Origin of the sequence: Streptomyces sp. ISL-96, from assembly GCF_018614035.1 — a bacterium.
Lineage (GTDB): Bacteria > Actinomycetota > Actinomycetes > Streptomycetales > Streptomycetaceae > Streptomyces.
In genome coordinates, this window is sequence record NZ_JAGGPA010000097.1 from 1 (window position 1) to 16,454 (window position 16,454).

The window sequence follows — 16,454 nt, forward strand, 5'->3', positions numbered from 1 at the left end:
CCATGCGGCACCAGGGTCCCTTCACATGTTCAGGCAAGAGGGTGCGCGCTCGAAAGACCTCACGATGGGGGAGCACCGTACTTGGGCCTCAGTTCCAGGGGGTGTCCGATGGGTGGTTGGCGCGGGAGAAGGACCGAGCAGATTGTTGCGGTCTTCGTTCTTGTAGCGGGTGACGATGTGGACGGACGGGGACGGACGTAGCGGGACCACCAACAAGTGGTCGAGTGGGAAATGTTAGGACGGTCGGCGGTGTGGGTGCCGGATGCCGGATCCGGCCAATCCCGGCGCTGAGGCGTCGTACCGCCCGCCGTTCTCCTGACGTGTGAAATGTGGCTGGCTAGACCTGCGGGGCGCGGCAGAAGCACGAAACACCAGATACTTCTCCTTCGGACGAGAGGTCTGTTCGTGACCGGAACCGTTGCACGAGTACTGCAAGAGCTGCTCCGCGACCAAGGTGTTCAACACGTTTTCGACGTCATCGGCCGCGAGTCGGCGGCCATCACCTTCGACGAGGTGGACGGGATCGACTTCGTCCTGACCCGCCACGAGTTCAGGCGACTGTGATGGCCGCTGTCCTGGCCGGTCTCACCGGACGTCCCCAGGTGTGCTTTTCCACGCTCCGCCCGGGAATGACCAACCTCTGCACCGGCATCGGCACTGCCATGCTCGACCGCTTCCCGCTGATCGCACTGTCCGCACAGGCCGAGACCCACGACAGCCTTCCCGGCGCGTCGCACCAGTGCGTTGACAACGTGGCCGTCATGACCCCGATCACCAAGTACTCGGCAGAACTCGCAAACGCCGGGGAGCTGTCCGCTCCGATCGGCACGGCGATTGCCCACAGCACCACCGAACCTCCTGGCCCCAGTTTCATCAGCCTGCCCGTGGACCTATTACGGGCCGAGATACCAGTCGGCGACTCAGTCGCCGCCCTCCCTCCGACTACGCCCGACACCCCCATGCCGTCGGAGGAGCAGTACGAGCGCATGGCCGACCTCGTGGCCGAGGCCGCCCACCCCGTCCTGGTCCTCGGCGTCGCCCGCTCAGCCTCAACTCAGGACCAGGTCGGCCTTCGGCCGCCCGATGCGCCCGGTGTCTTCGAGCCCGGCCATCTGCTCCGCGGCGAAGGCCCCGCGCCACTTCCTCACCGTCTTCAACACCCTGCCAACGGCCCGCTCAAACCCGGATTAGGCATTCCGTCAGCGCACGCCAGCATGATCCGGGCTCGCTCGGCCGGACGCCGATCCGGTCGTCCCCGCCCGCCGCATCAGCTCGGCACGCTCATCCTCGGACAGTGTGATCTCCACGGCAGAGGGACCCGGATGCGACATACCAACAGGCTACTTACTAACCCTCAGAATCTCTGGCGCATGAGATTAGACGCCGTCGTCCGGGGCGGATGCCCGGGCCATGCGGCGGAAAGCGGTCCGGTAGGCGCTCGGGCGGTGGCCGGTGTGGCGGGCGAAGAGGGCAGCGAAGGTACCGGGGTCCTGGTAGCCGACGGCTGCGGCGACGGCGGCGACGGTGCTGTCGGTGGTCTCCAGCAGATGGCGGGCGCGGCGGACCCGGGAAGCCTGCAGATGGGCCAGCGGGCTGCGTCCGGTCTCTTCGGCAAAGCGGCGCAGCAGCGTGCGGGTGCTGCCCCGGAAGGTGTCCGCGAGCGCGGCGAGGTCGTACCGCTCGGCGAGGTTCTGGTCGAGCCGCCGCATGACCCGCTCGGAGAACTCCCGGCCTGGCTGCGGGAGGAGCCGCGGGTCGACGTACGGGGTCTGGGAGGTCCGCGCGTCGTCGACGAGCGCCAACCGTGCGGTGGTGCCGGCCACCCGGGCGCCGTTGTGTCGGCGGATCAGGTCCAGCGCGAAGTCGTACATGGCGCTGAAGGCGGCCGTGGTCGTCACCCCCGCGTCGGTGACGACCAGGTGCTCGGGCCGCACGTCGGCGTCCGGGCAGCGCCTGGCCAGTTCGCCGGCGTACAGCCAGGAGGTCGTGGCCCGGCGCCGGTTGAGGAGCCCAGCCTCGGCGAGCAGGAACGCGCCGACGCAGAGGGAGACGACGGCGGTGCCGGCGGCGGCCTGCGCGCGGATCGCCGCGATCTCCGGGGCGAGCCGGGCCAGCCGCGCGTCGAGGTCCGTGTCCGGGCGCAGTTCGAAGCCGGGGACCACGAGGACGTCGACCTCGCGCAAGGGGCGCACGTCCAGACTCGCGCCGCCCGAGGCGGTGACCCGGCGGCGGGGCGAGATGACCGACACATGGTAGTCGGGCGCGTCCGGTCCGGCGACATGCCCGGCCATCGTCAACAGATCGGGGACGCCGAACACTTCGGACGCGAAGCAGTCCGGGTACGCCAGGACCCCGAGCCGCAGCGCACCGGGCTCGGCGCCCGGACCCGCACGTTCCTCTGCCTGCCGCGTCGCCACCGCCATCGCTCCCTTACCCCTGGTGTCCCGGCCCCGGGTCGCCGACCGCGTACCGCTCGCCTTCCTCGCCTGTGGCGAGATTACCCCTGGCCTTGGCGATCCCGCCCCTCACCCGGCGGCCGGCTCCGGGGCCAGGCTGGCCCCATGAGCGACGACGATCCGATCAACGACTTCACCCGCCGGAGCGTGGCCGTGGAGGGGGTGGAGAAGACGGTGTACGTAGCCGGGGCCGGGCCTGCGGTCGTGGTGCTGCCGGAGATGCCGGGCATCAGTCCCGACGTCCTGCGGCTCGCGCGCTGGGTGCGGGACGCGGGTTTCACCGTCCATGTGCCCTCCCTGTTCGGGACGGACGGCGCCTTCCCCACGGTCGAGGGCGGCCGGGAGGTCGTCCGCCGCGCCTGTGTCAGCGCCGAGTTCCGCGCCTTCGCCGGGGGCGGCACCAGCCCGGTGACGGTCTGGCTGCGCGGCCTGGCGCGGCAGGCCCACGCCGCGTGCGGTGGGCCGGGGGTGGGTGCGATCGGCCTGTGCTTCACCGGCAACTTCGCCCTCACCATGGCCCTGGAGCCGGCGGTGATCGCCCCTGTGGTCAACCACCCGTCGCTGCCGCTCGACGACCCCGGCGGACTCGAACTCGACGCGGCGGACGCGCGCGCGGTGCGCGACCGGCTCGACCGTGACGGACTCACCGTCCTCGCCTACCGTTTCGAGGGCGACCGCTGGTGCACGGGGCAGCGCTTCGCCGCCTACCGATCGTTGCTCGGCGACGCCTTCGACGGGCGTGTCCTCCCGGACAGCGCCGCCAACACGGCCCCGCCGCCCTTTTTCGCCGATCTGGTCGGCACCCCGCACAGCGTCGTCACCGCCCATCTCGTCGACGAGACCGGCCATCCCACGGTCCGGGCCCGCGACGAGATCCTCGCCTTCCTCACTGACCGCCTGCACCCGAACGGGAACCGACCGCTGCCCACGACCTGACCGGGCCCTGGCCCGCCGGACAACGCGACCTCGCCCTCGCCCTCGCCCTCGCCAGCACCCTCATCCGGCTGGGCCAATGATCGATTCTTTGTGAGATGGGGACTCAGTTCGGGCAGTGAATGTGCCGGCGTTGTTTGTAGTGCCTGGTGCGGTCTTGGTGTTGTCGTCGCCGTCGCCAGTGCAGGACGTGGTCAATGGGTGCTGGCCGGCGGTGGGCGAGGCGGGTGATCAGGCGTCGGAGCTGGAAAGGCTGAGGGGGACATGACCGCAGGGTCCGTACGCTGGGCGCTTCGCCGACGACGACCTGGTCTCCATCCTGGAGCACATCGCGGCGAACCAACCCGCTGGCGAGGTCGTCCGCGCGGACGAGGCCCACTCCGTCCAGAGCGGCACCATCACCTGGCAGGCCCTCGGCCAACCACCGCAGCTGCCAAGGGAGTTGACAGCAGACTGATTGCGGTCAGTCGCCGACGAACCACAGATACCGGTGAACTCTCTGCTCGACGACCTGGCACAACTCGCGGGCCTGTCTGACCCAGTCACCGCCGCAAGCGACCGGGAGCCGGTCGAGTTCCGCCAGCAGCAGGGGCACCTGGCGCCGGTTGAAGACCGCGTCGCCACACGGGTCCAGGGCCCAGAGCATCGGGAATCCCTTTGGGTCGAGATCCGCGAAGGCAGTGGTCCACTCCACGCCGCCCTCGGCCCGAGCCACGACGTTCCCGCGGTCACCACGCACCGAATCGTCGGTCAAGGTGAGCGCCGATAGTCTTGGCGGATGATCAATATGTTGGTGATCGCGGGCCCCTCGGGCACCGGCAAGCGCCACTTCACCGAGGGCCTGGTCCTCATGCGTGTCTGCGACGGCCTGAAAGGCCTGCCTGACGCGGTCGGCGAGGTCTGGCCGCAGACCGTCGTGCAGACCTGCGTCGTTCACCTTCTACGGGCCTCGTTCCGCTATGCCCGCCCGCCAGGACTGGGACAAGATCGCGAAAGCGCTGAAGCCGGGTCTACACGGCGCCGACGGAGGACGCCGCACCAGCGTCGCACGGTTGCGGACGCCTTCACCAGTAATGCGTGCGTAGGCCAAGCGGCAGAGGCATCACCGGCGACTGGGCTGATGGCTACGGCATGGTGACGTCATTGAAGGGGGTGGTGAACTCCGCGCGTCCGTCGAAGGTGAAGAGCGGTTCGCCGGCCTTCACCGGGCTGGAGCCGAGGGCGTCGGTGAAGGCGACGGCTCCCGGGGTGGTGAGGTTCAGCGGGATGGATGCGGCGTTCACGGTCCGGGGCGTGACCGAGACAGTGCTGGGAGACAGCGTGTAGTGGAGAAAGTCGACGTTCTTGGCCGCAGAGGCGGTCTGGACAATGTCCGCACTGGTGGAGCGTTTGCCCACGTGGATGTGAACGTTGCTGACGTCGAGTTGGTGACCGGCGCCTGTGAAGCGCATGCCTCCTTCGAGAGGGATGTCGCCGCCCAGGAGGTCTGCCGACAGCGTGCCGGTGCCGGGAAGAGTGACGCAGTTGTCGGCGGCCGTCGCGGGCGCGATGGCTTCCAGGCTCATGTTCTGAGTTGTCAGGGTGCGCGCCGCGTCCGGTGCGAGACAGAAGGTGCCGGAGCCGCGCAGGGGGAGTTCGGGGCTGGCGCCGGCGGCCATGGCGGTGCCGCCCAGGGCGGCGGCCGCGGCGAGGGAGAGGATGACCAGACGCTTCTTCGAGTTAATGATCTTCACGTCCTGGTAACGACTGGTCATCTCCTGTGAAGTGCTGGACCGGTGCTGATCACTCGGAATGGTGAGTGAGAGTCTGCGAGCACCAGCAGACGGGCGTAACAGTGCCTCGTCGGGCTGGGGTCATGAGGCCGTCCGCGCGATAAGCCTTGGGCCGTTCGTACGTCTTCGGGGTTTGGGTTCTCAGGGGGCCTGGAAGACGAGGACCGCGTTTTGGCCGCCGAAGCCGAAGGAGTTGGAGATCGCGGTGCGGATCTGGGCCGGTCGTGGAGGCCCGGTGACGACATCGAGGTCGCATTGGGGATCGGGGTGTTCCTGGTTGGCGGTTGGTGGGATGAGCTGTTCCTGCAGGGTCAGCACCGTGCAGACGGCTTCGATGGCGCCCGCGCCACCGAGCGCGTGGCCGAAGACGCTTTTGTTGGCGGTTACGGCTGGCGGTGTGTGGAAGACCCGGTGCAGGGCGAGGGCCTCGGCAAGGTCGTTGCGTGGTGTGGAGGTGCCGTGCGCGTTGACGTGGTCGATGGCGTCCGGGGAAAGTTCGGCGTCGCGCAGTGCCGCACGCATCGCCAGTTCGGCGCCGCGGCCCTCTGGGTGGGGCGCCGCGAAGTGATGCGCGTCGCTGGAGGCGCCGTATCCGGTGAGCGCGGCCCGGATTGTTGCTCTCGGGGGCGTTGTGGCTCCGCTGCTCGGACTGGCCCGGCCTGTCTGGGCGCCGCGGGCCCTGGCGTGTTCGGCGCGTTCCAGAATGAGTACGCCGGCGCCTTCGCCGAGGACGAAGCCGTCGCGGTGCGCGTCGAAGGGCCTGGAGGCACCGGCCGGGTCGTGGATGCGTCGTGACAGGGCTCCGGCCTGTCCGAAGCAGGTGGCGACCATGGGCACCCGGGTCGCTTCGCTGCCACCGGTGATGACGATGTCGCAGGTGCCTGAGCGTACGAGATCGCGGGCGACGCCGATCGCGGTGGCGCCGGAAGCGCATGCGGTACTGACTGCGAGGCTGGGCCCTTGTGCACCGAGGTCGATGGCGATCTCAGCGGCCGCCATGTTGGGCAGGGTCCGGGTGACGACGAAGGGCGAGACCATGACGGCCGTCGGCGACGCCGGCGAAGTGAGGGGCCCAGGACTCCATGCTTCCTGTGCTGACGCCGATGACCACGCCGACCCGTTGCGGATCCCAGTCGGCTGGAGTGATACTCGCGTCCGCGAGGGCTTCTCTGGCGGCGATCAGCGCCATGTGCACGAAGCGGTCGGTGCGCATCACCAGGCGCCCGTTGAGCGAAGCCTCTGGCCTGAACTCGGGCAGGGCGCAGGAGAAGTCGACCGGAACGCCGGCCAGTTCGGGGTCGGTTGCGGCCGTGGGACGGCCTGTGCACAGGCCGTCCCAGCTCGCCGCTACGCCGAGGCCGGCCGGGGTGAGCAGCCCGAGGCCGGTGATGACGACGTCGTGCCCGCGCATCATGCTCGGCTCACGTCGGCGGCTGCCGTCGTTTCGGCCGTGTCCGGTGCCGACCATGATTGTTGGAGTACGTCGGCTGCCTGGGCGAGGGTGGTGGCCGCACGGACTCCCTTCAGGGTGATGCCGTACCGCTTGTGCACCAGTACGGAGATTTCGGCCAGGTCGAGTGAGTCCAGGTCCAGGGCGGCGAAGGTGATGCGCGGGCTCATCTCTTCGGGCCGTACGTCGAACCGGTCGGTGAGGAATCCCGTGAGTGCCTGGTAGGCGTCGGTCATGGGGTGAGCCCTTCGAGGAGATCGATCCTGCGGCGGTTCAGAGGGCGAGCGCACGCTGGAGGTAGTCGGCGCTGACCGGTGCGGGCGGTTCGATGCCGGTGGTCATGGTGGTGAGCCGGGCGCGGTCGAAGTGTGCCGCCATGCCGCCGTAGTGATGGAATCCCGCGGTCAGCGCGGCGAATGCGCGGTCTGCCGGGCCAAGCCGGTGCGCAGCGGAGGTCAGGCGCAGGGACAAGCCCGGGCAGCTGCGTTCCATGGCGTTGAGTACGGCGGGGATGGGCGTGTCGTGCTGGTGGACGACGTGGTAGGTCTCCAGGGGCCGGCCGGGCGGCATGGCGCCGATCTCAGTCATCGCCCGGGCGGCGTACTCGACAGGAAGCAGATTGGCGGTGGCGTGCGGAGATCCGATGACGCGTACCGCAGTCGGCAGGAGCGTCTGCTCGGCCCACAGGCGCAGGCCGGCGGCGAGCACGGACAGCGGGTGGCGGGGCCGCGCGGTCGCCGCGGTCGTTGGGAGACCAGCACGCTGGGCCTGAAGACCGTCGCCGTACGTCCGGTGCGAGCAGACCAGCCGCGCACGTGTGTTTCGGCGTGGAATTTCGAGGCCTCATAGGCGTTTCGGAAGCCGGCCGTGTCATCGAGGTCGTCCTCGGCGACGGTGCCGGTCCGGGCACCGCAAACGTAGGCGGTGCTGATGTGGAAGAGGCGGGCCGCGGGTGCGGCGTCGGCCAGCTCGAGGATTCGCCGAGTGCCTTCGAGGTTGGCCTCCAGGAGCGTTTTCGCATCTGCAGTCATGGCGGTCAGGGCTGCGCTGTGCCAGACCTGCCGTGCGCCGGAGGCGAGCTGGCGGTGTGCGTGCTCGGTGAGCCCGAGCCGGGGTGCTTGCAGGTGAACCCGTACCGGCAGTACCCGTGAGTGAAGCGAGGCAAGCACGTCGCGTCCGGCCCCGGCTCCAGCCAGTGCCCGGTCGAGACGGCGCAGGGCGGCAGGCGGATCGTCGCGGACCAAGACGGTGACGCGGTCCTCGGTCGACAACAGTTCGAGCAGCAGGTGCGAGCCGAGGAATCCGGTGGCTCCGGTGAGCACGATCAAGGGCTGCGGGGCCTCTCAGACGGCGCCCGCGATGCGGGGCGGGACGGACAGGTGCTGCCGGCGAAAAGGGGTGCGACGCTCCGCAGTGGCCGGAGGGGCACTCACGTTAGGCACCGTTACACACAGCGGGCACCACCGATCACTGCTCAGGCATCCCGGACGAGTGAATCGACAGCGTGGAATCATCCTCACGGGTGACAGCTGGGCGACCAGGTCACATCGGACCGACAGCATCGACTGTCAGTCCCCTTGGGACCGGTTCAGTCGCAGCGGGTCCCGTTGCGGTTCGCCCAGCAAGGAGCACAACGCCATGAGCGAGGCCTACGACGTCGTCGCCGAGATTTTGACCGGGAAATTCCAGGTACCCGCGGAGCAGGTCACCCCGGAGGCCACGCTGGGAGCACTGGAACTCGACTCGCTTGCCCTGGTCGAGTTCGACCTGACCCTGCAGGAGCGGATCGGCGTCCGTTTCGGCAGTGACGCCGTCACCGCCGGCACGACCCTCGCCGAGGCCGCCGACGGCATCAACACCAAGCTGGCAGCCGTCGATGCGGCCACGTCCGCACCGTGAGCCGCCCCGACATCGCGGTGACCGGCCTCGGTGCGATCACCCCCGCCGGGACCGGCCTGGACGCCGCCTGGAGTCAGGTGTGCAGGGGCGCGCCGACTGCCGCCACCGACCCGGGCCTGGCAGGACTGCCGGTCGACTTCAGCTGCCGGATCCCGGAATCCGACATCGGGGCGGTAATCGGCCGGCGCAAGCTCTGGCGGCTGGACAGGTTCACCCAGCTGGCTCTGTTCGCGGCCGACGAAGCCGTACGCGACGCCCAACTCGATCCCCGTACCTGGGACGGCGCACGCGTCGGCGTGGTGATCGGCTGCGGCTTGGGCGGTGCACGCACCTGGGAGGCCCAGCACCTACGGTTGAAAGACCAGGGCGCCGAGTCCGTCTCGCCGATGCTGATCCCGATGCTGGTGCCGAACATGGCAGCAGGCGAAATCTCACTCTCGCTCGGTGCCCGCGGACCGAGTGTGGTCGCCGCGACCGCGTGCGCCTCCGGCGCCAGCGCGCTTTCCATCGCACACGACTGGCTCACCGGTGACCGCTGCGACATCGTCGTGGCCGGTGGCACCGAATCCGGCAGCACCCCCTTGATGGTTACGGGATTCCACCGGGCCGGAGCCCTGTCCACGCGCAGCAACGACCCGGCAGGCGCGTCCCGCCCCTTCGCGCCGGACCGCGACGGCTTCGTGATGGCAGAAGCCGCCGCCATCCTGATCCTGGAACGGGCGGCGGACGCCCGGGCCCGCGGCGTCCGCCCCCGCGCCCTGCTCGCCGGCACTGCGGCAAGCAGCGACGCCTACCACCCGACCGACCCGCACCCGCAAGGAACCGGGGCCCAGACGGCGATGGTCGCTGCCCTGGCGGACGCCAGGTTCAGCGCCCGCGACGTAGACCATGTCAACGCACATGCCACCTCCACCCTCAAGGGCGATACGGCCGAAGCCAACGTGATCAGCCGGATGTTTCCCCACCGCCCCAGCGTCACCTCCAACAAGGGAGCACTGGGCCACTCACTCGGCGCGGCCGGCGCCCTGGAAGCCGCCCTGACCGTACTGAGCATCCAGCAATCCACTGTGCCCCCCACAGCCAACGTCGACGCTCCCGCCCCGGAGTTCGACCTGGACGTGGTCACCAAGAAAAGCCGCCCCCAGCGCATCCAAGCCGCGGCCAGCAACTCCTTCGGATTCGGCGGCCACAACGTCGTCGTCATCCTCACTGCCGGCTAGGACCCGCCCGCGGTCCCCCGCGATGGTGCGGCGGGGCGCCCGCCACCGGCGCAGAGCGTCTCCCACCGGGCGCGGCCCTCCACCAGCCGGGCACGCCGCTCCTCGAAGCTACGGGCCTCCGCTCGCAGCAACTCCAGGAACCGGCCCAGATCCTCCTGGCAGCGCCGCCCCAACGCTCCCACTGCCGACAGGTCAAGCACGCCAAGAGACCGCAGCAGCGGTACAGCCACCTCGTCGTGGAAATGACCTACGTGGTAAATCCCGCCGAGCGCCACGTCCATCGCAAGCCGGGCGAAGTCCGGCGCCGCATAAGAAGGCATCCGGAAATCACGCACCGCCTGCAAAATCGCCGCCAGCGCGGGCCCCGGCGCAATCTCCAGCGCCGCACGCAACAACTCCCGGTAGAACACCATGTGCAAATTCTCATCCGCCGCGATCCGCGTCATCAGCCGCTCACACACCGGATCCCCGCTGTGCCGGCCCGCATTACGGTGCGCCACCCGCGTCGCCAGCTCCTGCACCGTCACGTAAGCGAGCCCGTGCAACACGCCCTCGTGGGTGGAGGTGAAACCTGCGGACAACTGGCGCATTCGCGCACGTTCAAGCTCTACCGGATCCACCGCCCTGCTGGTGTGCAGATAGCCCCGGATAGCTGCCGCGTGCCGGTCTTCCTCAGCGGTCCAACGATTCAGCCACTCCCCCCACGCACCATCACGCGAGACGGTGGTGGCGAACGCGTAGTGATAACTGGGCAGGTTGTCCTCGGTCAGCAGGTTCAGCACCAACGACGAACGAGCGGCCGTGCTCAGCTTCGACTGGCTGGTGTGCCAACCCGTACCACCCACAGGGCCTTCGAAGTCCGCTCCCCGGCTCCACGGAATGTACTGATGCGGAAACCACTCCCGCACCGTGCCCAAATGCCGATCAACAAGCCGGGCGACCACCGGCTCCAGTTCCACAAGCCAATCGATCCGTCCCGGACGACCGGACATGTCGTGATCATCTGCCATGGCCAGTGAGTATGAAGCAGCACAGGCACTCCCAGATGTGATCTTCACTCCTTTGAGGATGGACTGGATGAGGATGGCGAGGCCCGGACGGGTACTTCGGCCAGTTCCACCCGTCCCGGCGGGACCGTGGGTATTCGGTAACCACGACAGCGGCGCCTTCCTCATCAAGTTCGCCTGAACGGGTGTGCTGACGGAACCGCCGTCGCAGGAAAGCGCGGCCAGGCCGCCCGAGCCGAAGCGGAGGAGAAGCGGCTCCGGGCCGCTAAGCGGGAGGCACGGCGGCCGGTGTGCAAACGGTGCGGGCAGAAGTTCACCGACCAGCGCTGGGAGGAGACCACCCTGAACAGCGAGGCATGGAAGGCCGGCGACCTGTCCGTGTGCGGTCCCTGCCGCGCCGAGGACATCGCCCGGCAGAAAGCCGCCGCAGCCGCCCGCGAGCAGGCCGCCATGCAGTCGTCCCCAAAGGACCGAACCAGCTCTGATTCATTGGCCGAGGAGTAAACCGGCCCCCTGTCCCACGGAGACGATCTCATTCCCAGCTGGGGAATCGTGAGCAGGTGTGGGGTCACCCCCGAGCAGGGGGTGGCCGATTTCAAAGAGCGCCATCAGAAGCACTGCCATCGGCTCGTCGTCCGACGGTGGCCTGAGTTGGTAGCCCGTGTGCGCGCCCTGCCTGGTCTGTGCCGGTGATCGCGCTGAGGCTGGTTGCGGTGCCCCGGATGGCGGGGCGTGAGTCGTGGAAGGATTCGGATGTCTGAACGCAATACGGTCATGCGCAGCCTGCATGACATCGGGCTGGCGGCCTGGTTCGGTGGCTCCCTGATGGGTGCCATCGGCCTGAACGGGGCGGCGAAGAAGACTGGGGACGGCGAAATGTCCACCGCGCGGATCGCCAGCGCCGGCTGGGCAGCCTGGACACCGGTGAACGCAGCAGCGATCGGTACTCACCTCGTGGGAGGGGCCGGCCTGCTGGGTGCGAACAGCGCCCGGGTGGCCTACCAGCAGGGAGTCGGCGCCTCCACCGTGGCCAAACTGGTGCTCACGGGAGCAGCCCTCGCTGCCACCGCCTACACCCGCGTCCTGGGAAAGAAGGTCGAACTCGCCTCGTCCCTGGACCCCAGGGATGCAGAGATGGCCGCCGAACACCCGATCAGGCTCGACCAAGCTCAGCGGCAGCTCGTCGTGCTGCAGTGGGCCGTACCCGCGCTGACCGCGGGCGTACTGGTCCTCAACGCCCTGCACGGCGAGCAGCAGCGCCCCGAACAGCAACGGCTGGGGATGCTGCGCCGGGCCACCTCACCACTGGTCGCAGCTGGGGGCACCGGATGGGCTGCCGTTCGCCGCGCCCGTGAGCACGGCATGCCGGGACGGCACTGCGAAGCATAAGTGTCCGTCTCCAGCTGCACGCCGCCCCGGCCCACTGTCCGAGGCGGAGCCTCCCTGCGCGGCCGAGTGCTAGGCGCACCCGGTTTGGAGGACCTCAAGATCAGCCAGCAGCCGTAGAACCCGAAACCGTTCATTTTCTGGACCAAGGAGAAAGCTCATGGCCAAGGTCACTCAGCCTGTGACGGATGACAGCATCAAGGTGCGTCAGCTCAGCCACTACCAGTTCACCTGGGTCGCCGGCGCTCCAGGGGCCCCGGGCACTATTACCCTGCAACTGGTGCTTGACGAAGGCGCGTCGGAAGAAGTGCTGACCGTTGACGCCGACGACGCGGACGTCCTCCAGGACCTGCTCTCCGAGACCTCAACGGTGCACTACGACGTCAGCCGCCGCATGCTGATGTTCGGCGTCACGCCGGTCGGCAGCTGACACGTCACTGCGCGAGAGACTCGTGCGGTGCTCAGGCCGGTCGCCCAGCCTTTGCCGCGAATGTGGCCGGCCCGGGCTTCGCCGCACCGGGCCGGCCCACAAGGTCTTCGTAACCCCACGCGATCCCACTTCCAAGACGCAACGGCACGGAGACGTATTGGCCTCATCCGTTTGCCACGGGCACCCGAAGCCCACCGCCGATGCCGGGCGGGCGCCCACCATGGAGACGCTCTGGACTGACGGCGCCCTGGCGGGGCAAACGAGAGAGATGGCCGACCTTGGAAAACTTCTGCAAGTGTCCATGCACCGCCGTCACCTGACGGCGCAGGCCCTCGCGGAGCGGACCGGTATCCGCACCCCGCGTATCAGGGCTTTCGCTCAGGACGGGGCCAGCGGCCCCGTCCGTCCCACCGAGCAAGAACTGGCCGAACTCGCCGACGCCCTCGGGCTGCCCCTGTCCGAGGTCCTTCACGCGGCCCAGGTTCCTGTGCCGGCCCCGGCCTGACACCGATCCGATGGCAGATATCGCCGTGTTGCTGCCCGCATTCTTCCTCGGCCTGGTACTCGTACTGGACCAATACGAAGAACGCCTGCGCAACCCGTCCCTCCCGCCGGCACCGCCACTCCCGCGCGGCCCGCCGCGCACGTCGGCGCGGGCCGTCGTAACCCTCGCGCTGCCGCAGTGGCGAGCCGGGCCTGGTGGGACGTGAGTCTGCCGGGTGCTGAAGACAAGTCCAGGCCAGGAGACATTGAGGCGTTGAGGCAGCGTGGTGTCCAGGGCAGAATTCCGGTTACCCGTACGCCATGGCACCGATCTGGCAGCGAAAGCACGGCAGTACGCGACACGAGGACGACGAGTACACCCACGGGCGCGAGGGAGGTGATGCCGGGCCCGGCGGCGGCGCCGGGCCGGATCCGCAGGTGGAGCGGGACGCGCCGGATCAGCCCACCGAAATGCGTACGAAGTCGTGGTGGGCCGTGCTGAAGCGCACGGTGGCGGAGTTCAAGGACGACGAACTGTCCGACCGCGCGGCCGGGCTTACCTACTACGGCGTCCTGTCCCTCTTCCCAGCCCTGCTGGTGCTCGTCTCCCTGCTGGGCATCGCCGGCGAATCGGCGACCAAGTCCATCCTGGACAACCTCAGGAAAATGACTCCCGGTTCGGCGCGGGACGTCATCTCCACTGCGGTCGAGCAGTTGCAGGGCAACGGCGGCACCGGTTCGGTCCTGGCGATCGCCGGTCTGCTGGGCGCACTGTGGTCGGCGTCCGGCTATGTGGCCGCGTTCATCCGCGCCTCCAACGCCGTGTACGACATACCGGAGGGGCGGCCGGTGTGGAAGGTGCTGCCGGTACGGGTGGGCGTCACTCTGGTACTGATGGTCATGGCCTGCGTCAGCGCGCTCATCGTGGTGTTCACCGGCGGCCTTGCGCGGCAACTGGGCGCGGCGCTCGGCATCGGGGACACCGCTCTGACGGTGTGGTCGATCGCCAAGTGGCCCGTCCTGGCACTCCTCGTCACCGTCATGGTCGCGATCCTGTACTGGGCCTCCCCCAACGCCAAGGGCCGCGGCTTCAAATGGGTCACTCCCGGCAGCTTCCTCGCCCTGGTCATCTGGATGGTCGCCTCGGCCGGCTTCGCGCTCTACGTGGCGAACTTCGGTTCGTACAACAAGACGTACGGCACCCTCGCCGGAGTGATCGTCTTCCTCGTCTGGCTGTGGATTACCAACCTGGCGATCCTCCTGGGCCTGGAATTCGACGCGGAAATGGCCCGGGAGCGGGCCATCATCGGCGGCCACCCCGAACACGAGGAGCCGTACGTCCAGCCGCGCGACACCCACACGTGGACCGACGAAGATCGCAGGGAGATGGGCAGCGTCTGACCCCAGGCCGTGCGCGGTTGAGCGGGCCCCGTTGGGTGCCGGATCCGAGGTGTTGGATACCGGGTGAGGGGAACCAGCAGGTCATGAACCCTCTCTGTGATCTTCGTCTGGTCGACCGGAAGCTGACCCGCCGGGCCGCCTCCTGGGACTCCGCCTCGGCGCGGCAGGTGCTGTCGGCGGTGGAGTCCGCGGCGGAGAAGACGAAACTTTGGTGGGGCATCGCCGTCGTTATGGCTGCCGTGGGCGGGCGCACGGAGCGCAAAGCCGCGGTGGCGGGCGTGGCCGGGATGCTGACCGCGCAGGTGATCGGGAACGCGGTGTGCAAGCAGCTGTTCGAGCGGCGCAGGCCCCCGGCGGACTTGATCCCGCACGACGATGTCGAGGAGCGGCCGGACAGCTCCTCCTTCCCTTCCGGGCACACCGCGGCCGCCGTGGGCCTCACCGCCACGGTTGCCTTCACCTCGCCGTGGTGGGGGACGGCCGCCGCGGTTCCTGCCGCGATGGTGGCTGTGGAGCGTGTCCACAGCGGAGCGCACTATCCCAGCGATGTCGCGGTCGGCACCGTCATCGGCCTGGTGAGCGCCTGGTTGGTCAACCGCGCACCCCGGCTACTGCTCGGCCGGCTGCTCTGAGCGCCAGTTCCGGGGCTGTGTCGGCAGCATGGCAGGTCGGGGCTCGGGTACGCGGCGGGAACCGCCCCGTACCCGACACGAACGGAGAGCGAGGTGTCATGGCGGCACGCTTTGACGTGCGGCACCAGCCCGGCAAGGGCTACCACTTCGTACGGATCGCCACCAACGGGCAGGTCACCGCCACCGCAGTCATGTCTGGGCACGTATACGACCGTGCCTCGGCTGAGCATGGAAAGGCAGGTAGGACGATGAGCACGTCCATGCACCCCCCGCCGCGTCAGAGCTCCGAGGCCAAGGAGCCGGTGGGCGAGCTGGTCAAGCAGGCGTCGGAGCAGATCTCCCAGCTGATGCGGCAGGAGCTGCGCCTGGCGCAGGCCGAGATGCAGCGGAAGGGCAAACGGTTCGGTATCGGCGGCGGCCTGTTCGGCGGAGCCGGCGTGGTCGGTTTCCTCGCCCTGCAGGCTCTTGTCGCCACCGCGATCGTGGCGCTGAACCTGATGTGGCCGCTTTGGGTCTCCGCGTTGACCGTGACCGTGGTCCTGGCGGCGTTGGCTGCGGTGCTCGCCGCCGTGGGCAAGAAGCAGATCAGCAAGGCGGCCCCGCCCGCCCCTGAGCGAGCCATCGACGGCGTCAAAGCCGACGTCGCTGAGATCAAGGAGAAAGCGCACCGATGACCGTCAACCCGCAGAACAACGGCTCCACGCCTACCCCTGAAGAGCTGCGCGAGCAGGTGGAAGGAACCCGCGAGGAACTCGGCCAGACCGTCGAAGCGCTGGCCGCCAAGGCCGATGTCAAAGCCCAGGCACAACACAAGGCGGCACAGGTCAAAAATCAGGTGCAGGACAAGGCCGCCCAGGCAGTGCGCCTGGTGCAGGACAAGACCCCCGAGCCGGTGCGTGAGAAGGCCGCACAGACCAAGGAGCAGATCGCGCAGGCCGCGGCTGCCGTGGCCGACAAGTTCCAGGAGACGGCCCCGGACCCGGTCCGCGAGAAGGCGTATCAGGCGGCAGAGAGCGCGCGCGGCAATCGTGTCCTGCTGATCGCCGGAGTCGCCGCGCTCGCAGTGCTCTTCCTCGCGCGCCGTAAGAGGAGGGGACGCTGATGAAAGCGTCCAAGGTCGCCTACAAGCCCGTCGGCCTGGCACTCGGCGCCGTCAGCGGCGTCGTGGCCGGCGCGCTCTTCAAACAGGTCTGGAAAGTCATCGGCCACGACGAAGACGCCCCGGACGCCACTGACGAGGACCGCAGCTGGCAGGAGATCCTGCTCGCCGCCACCTTCCAGGGCGCGATCTTCGCCGCCGTCAAAGCGGCCGTCGACCGCGGCGGCGCCACCGCGGTGCAACGCCTGACCGGTACCTGGCCCGGCTATGTCGTCTCAATCTGATT

General features: G+C 68.8%; 21 protein-coding genes and 3 pseudogenes. 16 read left to right on the plus strand and 8 right to left on the minus strand.

Annotated elements, in window-relative coordinates:
* Positions 1–405 precede the first annotated feature (405 nt).
* Positions 406–564, plus strand: coding sequence for a hypothetical protein (locus tag J7E96_RS36680; protein WP_215138225.1), 159 nt, complete (start codon positions 406–408; stop codon positions 562–564).
* Positions 564–698, plus strand: a pseudogene (locus tag J7E96_RS39000) (thiamine pyrophosphate-binding protein); the annotation flags it as partial. The gene J7E96_RS36680 and the pseudogene J7E96_RS39000, both read left to right, overlap by 1 nt.
* 678 nt (positions 699–1,376) lie before the next feature.
* Here J7E96_RS39000 and J7E96_RS36690 read toward each other — a convergent pair.
* A complete protein-coding gene (locus J7E96_RS36690) occupies positions 1,377–2,417 on the minus strand; it encodes a helix-turn-helix domain-containing protein (protein ID WP_308296312.1) in 1,041 nt (346 codons plus the stop codon).
* Between the two features lie 144 nt (positions 2,418–2,561).
* Between J7E96_RS36690 and J7E96_RS36695 the strand changes: the two genes are divergently transcribed.
* The gene (locus J7E96_RS36695) at positions 2,562–3,392 is read left to right on the plus strand and encodes a dienelactone hydrolase family protein (protein ID WP_215138228.1); all 831 of its coding nucleotides are present in this window, start codon (positions 2,562–2,564) and stop codon (positions 3,390–3,392) included.
* Between the two features lie 460 nt (positions 3,393–3,852).
* Here the strand turns inward: J7E96_RS36695 and J7E96_RS36700 are convergent, their stop codons facing one another.
* On the minus strand, positions 3,853–4,143 hold the full coding sequence (locus J7E96_RS36700) for a hypothetical protein (protein ID WP_215138231.1): 291 nt from the start codon (positions 4,141–4,143) through the stop codon (positions 3,853–3,855).
* Positions 4,144–4,248: 105 nt separating this feature from the next.
* Between J7E96_RS36700 and J7E96_RS36705 the strand changes: the two are divergent.
* Positions 4,249–4,427: pseudogene (locus tag J7E96_RS36705) on the plus strand (transposase); the annotation flags it as partial.
* Between the two features lie 86 nt (positions 4,428–4,513).
* On the opposite strand, the gene J7E96_RS36710 reads toward J7E96_RS36705, so the two are convergent.
* The 5 genes and pseudogenes from J7E96_RS36710 to J7E96_RS36730 all read right to left on the minus strand — a co-directional run bounded on the left by J7E96_RS36710 (position 4,514) and on the right by J7E96_RS36730 (position 7,933).
* Positions 4,514–5,143, minus strand: coding sequence for an HtaA domain-containing protein (locus J7E96_RS36710; protein ID WP_215138233.1), 630 nt, complete (start codon positions 5,141–5,143; stop codon positions 4,514–4,516).
* 159 nt (positions 5,144–5,302) lie between these two features.
* Positions 5,303–6,572: pseudogene (locus J7E96_RS36715) on the minus strand (beta-ketoacyl synthase).
* The gene (locus tag J7E96_RS36720; protein ID WP_215138235.1) at positions 6,572–6,847 is read right to left on the minus strand and encodes an acyl carrier protein; all 276 of its coding nucleotides are present in this window, start codon (positions 6,845–6,847) and stop codon (positions 6,572–6,574) included. Before J7E96_RS36720 ends, J7E96_RS36715 begins: the two are co-directional and overlap by 1 nt.
* A gap of 37 nt (positions 6,848–6,884) precedes the next feature.
* The gene (locus tag J7E96_RS36725; protein ID WP_215138237.1) at positions 6,885–7,199 is read right to left on the minus strand and encodes a hypothetical protein; all 315 of its coding nucleotides are present in this window, start codon (positions 7,197–7,199) and stop codon (positions 6,885–6,887) included.
* Positions 7,196–7,933 (minus strand): SDR family oxidoreductase, encoded by a 738-nt coding sequence (locus J7E96_RS36730; RefSeq protein ID WP_215138239.1) that lies wholly within the window; start codon positions 7,931–7,933, stop codon positions 7,196–7,198. The genes J7E96_RS36725 and J7E96_RS36730 overlap by 4 nt, the downstream gene beginning before the upstream one ends.
* A gap of 316 nt (positions 7,934–8,249) precedes the next feature.
* Between J7E96_RS36730 and J7E96_RS36735 the strand changes: the two genes are divergently transcribed.
* A complete protein-coding gene (locus J7E96_RS36735; protein ID WP_215138242.1) occupies positions 8,250–8,510 on the plus strand; it encodes an acyl carrier protein in 261 nt (86 codons plus the stop codon).
* Positions 8,507–9,730, plus strand: a complete 1,224-nt coding sequence (locus J7E96_RS36740) for a beta-ketoacyl synthase (RefSeq protein ID WP_215138244.1) — start codon at positions 8,507–8,509, stop codon at positions 9,728–9,730. The genes J7E96_RS36735 and J7E96_RS36740 overlap by 4 nt, the downstream gene beginning before the upstream one ends.
* On the opposite strand, the gene J7E96_RS36745 is transcribed toward J7E96_RS36740, so the two are convergent.
* Positions 9,727–10,740: an acyl-ACP desaturase gene (locus tag J7E96_RS36745; RefSeq protein WP_251070964.1), complete on the minus strand. Its 1,014-nt coding sequence runs from the start codon at positions 10,738–10,740 to the stop codon at positions 9,727–9,729. The two genes, J7E96_RS36740 and J7E96_RS36745, sit on opposite strands and share 4 nt — an antisense overlap.
* Before the next feature lie 285 nt (positions 10,741–11,025).
* Between J7E96_RS36745 and J7E96_RS36750 the strand changes: the two genes are divergently transcribed.
* The 10 genes from J7E96_RS36750 to J7E96_RS36795 all read left to right on the plus strand — a co-directional run bounded on the left by J7E96_RS36750 (position 11,026) and on the right by J7E96_RS36795 (position 16,452).
* Positions 11,026–11,241 carry a hypothetical protein gene (locus J7E96_RS36750; RefSeq protein WP_215138246.1) on the plus strand — a complete coding sequence of 72 codons (216 nt, stop codon included), beginning with the start codon at positions 11,026–11,028 and terminating at the stop codon, positions 11,239–11,241.
* Between the two features lie 249 nt (positions 11,242–11,490).
* Positions 11,491–12,126 (plus strand): hypothetical protein, encoded by a 636-nt coding sequence (locus J7E96_RS36755; RefSeq protein ID WP_251070965.1) that lies wholly within the window; start codon positions 11,491–11,493, stop codon positions 12,124–12,126.
* 157 nt (positions 12,127–12,283) lie between these two features.
* On the plus strand, positions 12,284–12,553 hold the full coding sequence (locus J7E96_RS36760) for a hypothetical protein (RefSeq protein ID WP_215138248.1): 270 nt from the start codon (positions 12,284–12,286) through the stop codon (positions 12,551–12,553).
* A gap of 301 nt (positions 12,554–12,854) precedes the next feature.
* Positions 12,855–13,058 (plus strand): helix-turn-helix transcriptional regulator, encoded by a 204-nt coding sequence (locus J7E96_RS36765; protein ID WP_251070968.1) that lies wholly within the window; start codon positions 12,855–12,857, stop codon positions 13,056–13,058.
* 10 nt (positions 13,059–13,068) lie between these two features.
* The gene (locus J7E96_RS36770; protein WP_215138252.1) at positions 13,069–13,263 is read left to right on the plus strand and encodes a hypothetical protein; all 195 of its coding nucleotides are present in this window, start codon (positions 13,069–13,071) and stop codon (positions 13,261–13,263) included.
* A gap of 94 nt (positions 13,264–13,357) precedes the next feature.
* Positions 13,358–14,437 carry a YihY/virulence factor BrkB family protein gene (locus J7E96_RS36775; protein WP_215138254.1) on the plus strand — a complete coding sequence of 360 codons (1,080 nt, stop codon included), beginning with the start codon at positions 13,358–13,360 and terminating at the stop codon, positions 14,435–14,437.
* An 83-nt stretch (positions 14,438–14,520) separates the two neighbouring features.
* A complete protein-coding gene (locus J7E96_RS36780) occupies positions 14,521–15,069 on the plus strand; it encodes a phosphatase PAP2 family protein (RefSeq protein ID WP_215138256.1) in 549 nt (182 codons plus the stop codon).
* A gap of 248 nt (positions 15,070–15,317) precedes the next feature.
* On the plus strand, positions 15,318–15,743 hold the full coding sequence (locus tag J7E96_RS36785; protein WP_215138266.1) for a phage holin family protein: 426 nt from the start codon (positions 15,318–15,320) through the stop codon (positions 15,741–15,743).
* A complete protein-coding gene (locus J7E96_RS36790) occupies positions 15,740–16,171 on the plus strand; it encodes a DUF3618 domain-containing protein (RefSeq protein WP_215138258.1) in 432 nt (143 codons plus the stop codon). The genes J7E96_RS36785 and J7E96_RS36790 overlap by 4 nt, the downstream gene beginning before the upstream one ends.
* Positions 16,171–16,452, plus strand: a complete 282-nt coding sequence (locus J7E96_RS36795; protein ID WP_215138260.1) for a DUF4235 domain-containing protein — start codon at positions 16,171–16,173, stop codon at positions 16,450–16,452. Before J7E96_RS36790 ends, J7E96_RS36795 begins: the two co-directional genes overlap by 1 nt.
* Positions 16,453–16,454: the final 2 nt, after the last annotated feature.

Bases quoted from the DNA above. Each gene is read 5' to 3' on its own strand.
- J7E96_RS36745 (WP_251070964.1), bottom strand. From the start codon at position 10,740: ATGGCAGATGATCACGACATGTCCGGTCGTCCGGGACGGATCGATTGG.
- J7E96_RS36735 (WP_215138242.1), top strand. From the start codon at position 8,250: ATGAGCGAGGCCTACGACGTCGTCGCCGAGATTTTGACCGGGAAATTC.
- J7E96_RS36770 (WP_215138252.1), top strand. From the start codon at position 13,069: ATGGCAGATATCGCCGTGTTGCTGCCCGCATTCTTCCTCGGCCTGGTA.
- J7E96_RS36760 (WP_215138248.1), top strand. From the start codon at position 12,284: ATGGCCAAGGTCACTCAGCCTGTGACGGATGACAGCATCAAGGTGCGT.
- J7E96_RS36795 (WP_215138260.1), top strand. From the start codon at position 16,171: ATGAAAGCGTCCAAGGTCGCCTACAAGCCCGTCGGCCTGGCACTCGGC.
- J7E96_RS36765 (WP_251070968.1), top strand. From the start codon at position 12,855: ATGCACCGCCGTCACCTGACGGCGCAGGCCCTCGCGGAGCGGACCGGT.
- J7E96_RS36785 (WP_215138266.1), top strand. From the start codon at position 15,318: ATGAGCACGTCCATGCACCCCCCGCCGCGTCAGAGCTCCGAGGCCAAG.
- J7E96_RS36755 (WP_251070965.1), top strand. From the start codon at position 11,491: ATGTCTGAACGCAATACGGTCATGCGCAGCCTGCATGACATCGGGCTG.
- J7E96_RS36720 (WP_215138235.1), bottom strand. From the start codon at position 6,847: ATGACCGACGCCTACCAGGCACTCACGGGATTCCTCACCGACCGGTTC.
- J7E96_RS36790 (WP_215138258.1), top strand. From the start codon at position 15,740: ATGACCGTCAACCCGCAGAACAACGGCTCCACGCCTACCCCTGAAGAG.
- J7E96_RS36695 (WP_215138228.1), top strand. From the start codon at position 2,562: ATGAGCGACGACGATCCGATCAACGACTTCACCCGCCGGAGCGTGGCC.
- J7E96_RS36775 (WP_215138254.1), top strand. From the start codon at position 13,358: ATGGCACCGATCTGGCAGCGAAAGCACGGCAGTACGCGACACGAGGAC.
- J7E96_RS36780 (WP_215138256.1), top strand. From the start codon at position 14,521: ATGAACCCTCTCTGTGATCTTCGTCTGGTCGACCGGAAGCTGACCCGC.
- J7E96_RS36725 (WP_215138237.1), bottom strand. From the start codon at position 7,199: ATGACTGAGATCGGCGCCATGCCGCCCGGCCGGCCCCTGGAGACCTAC.
- J7E96_RS36710 (WP_215138233.1), bottom strand. From the start codon at position 5,143: ATGACCAGTCGTTACCAGGACGTGAAGATCATTAACTCGAAGAAGCGT.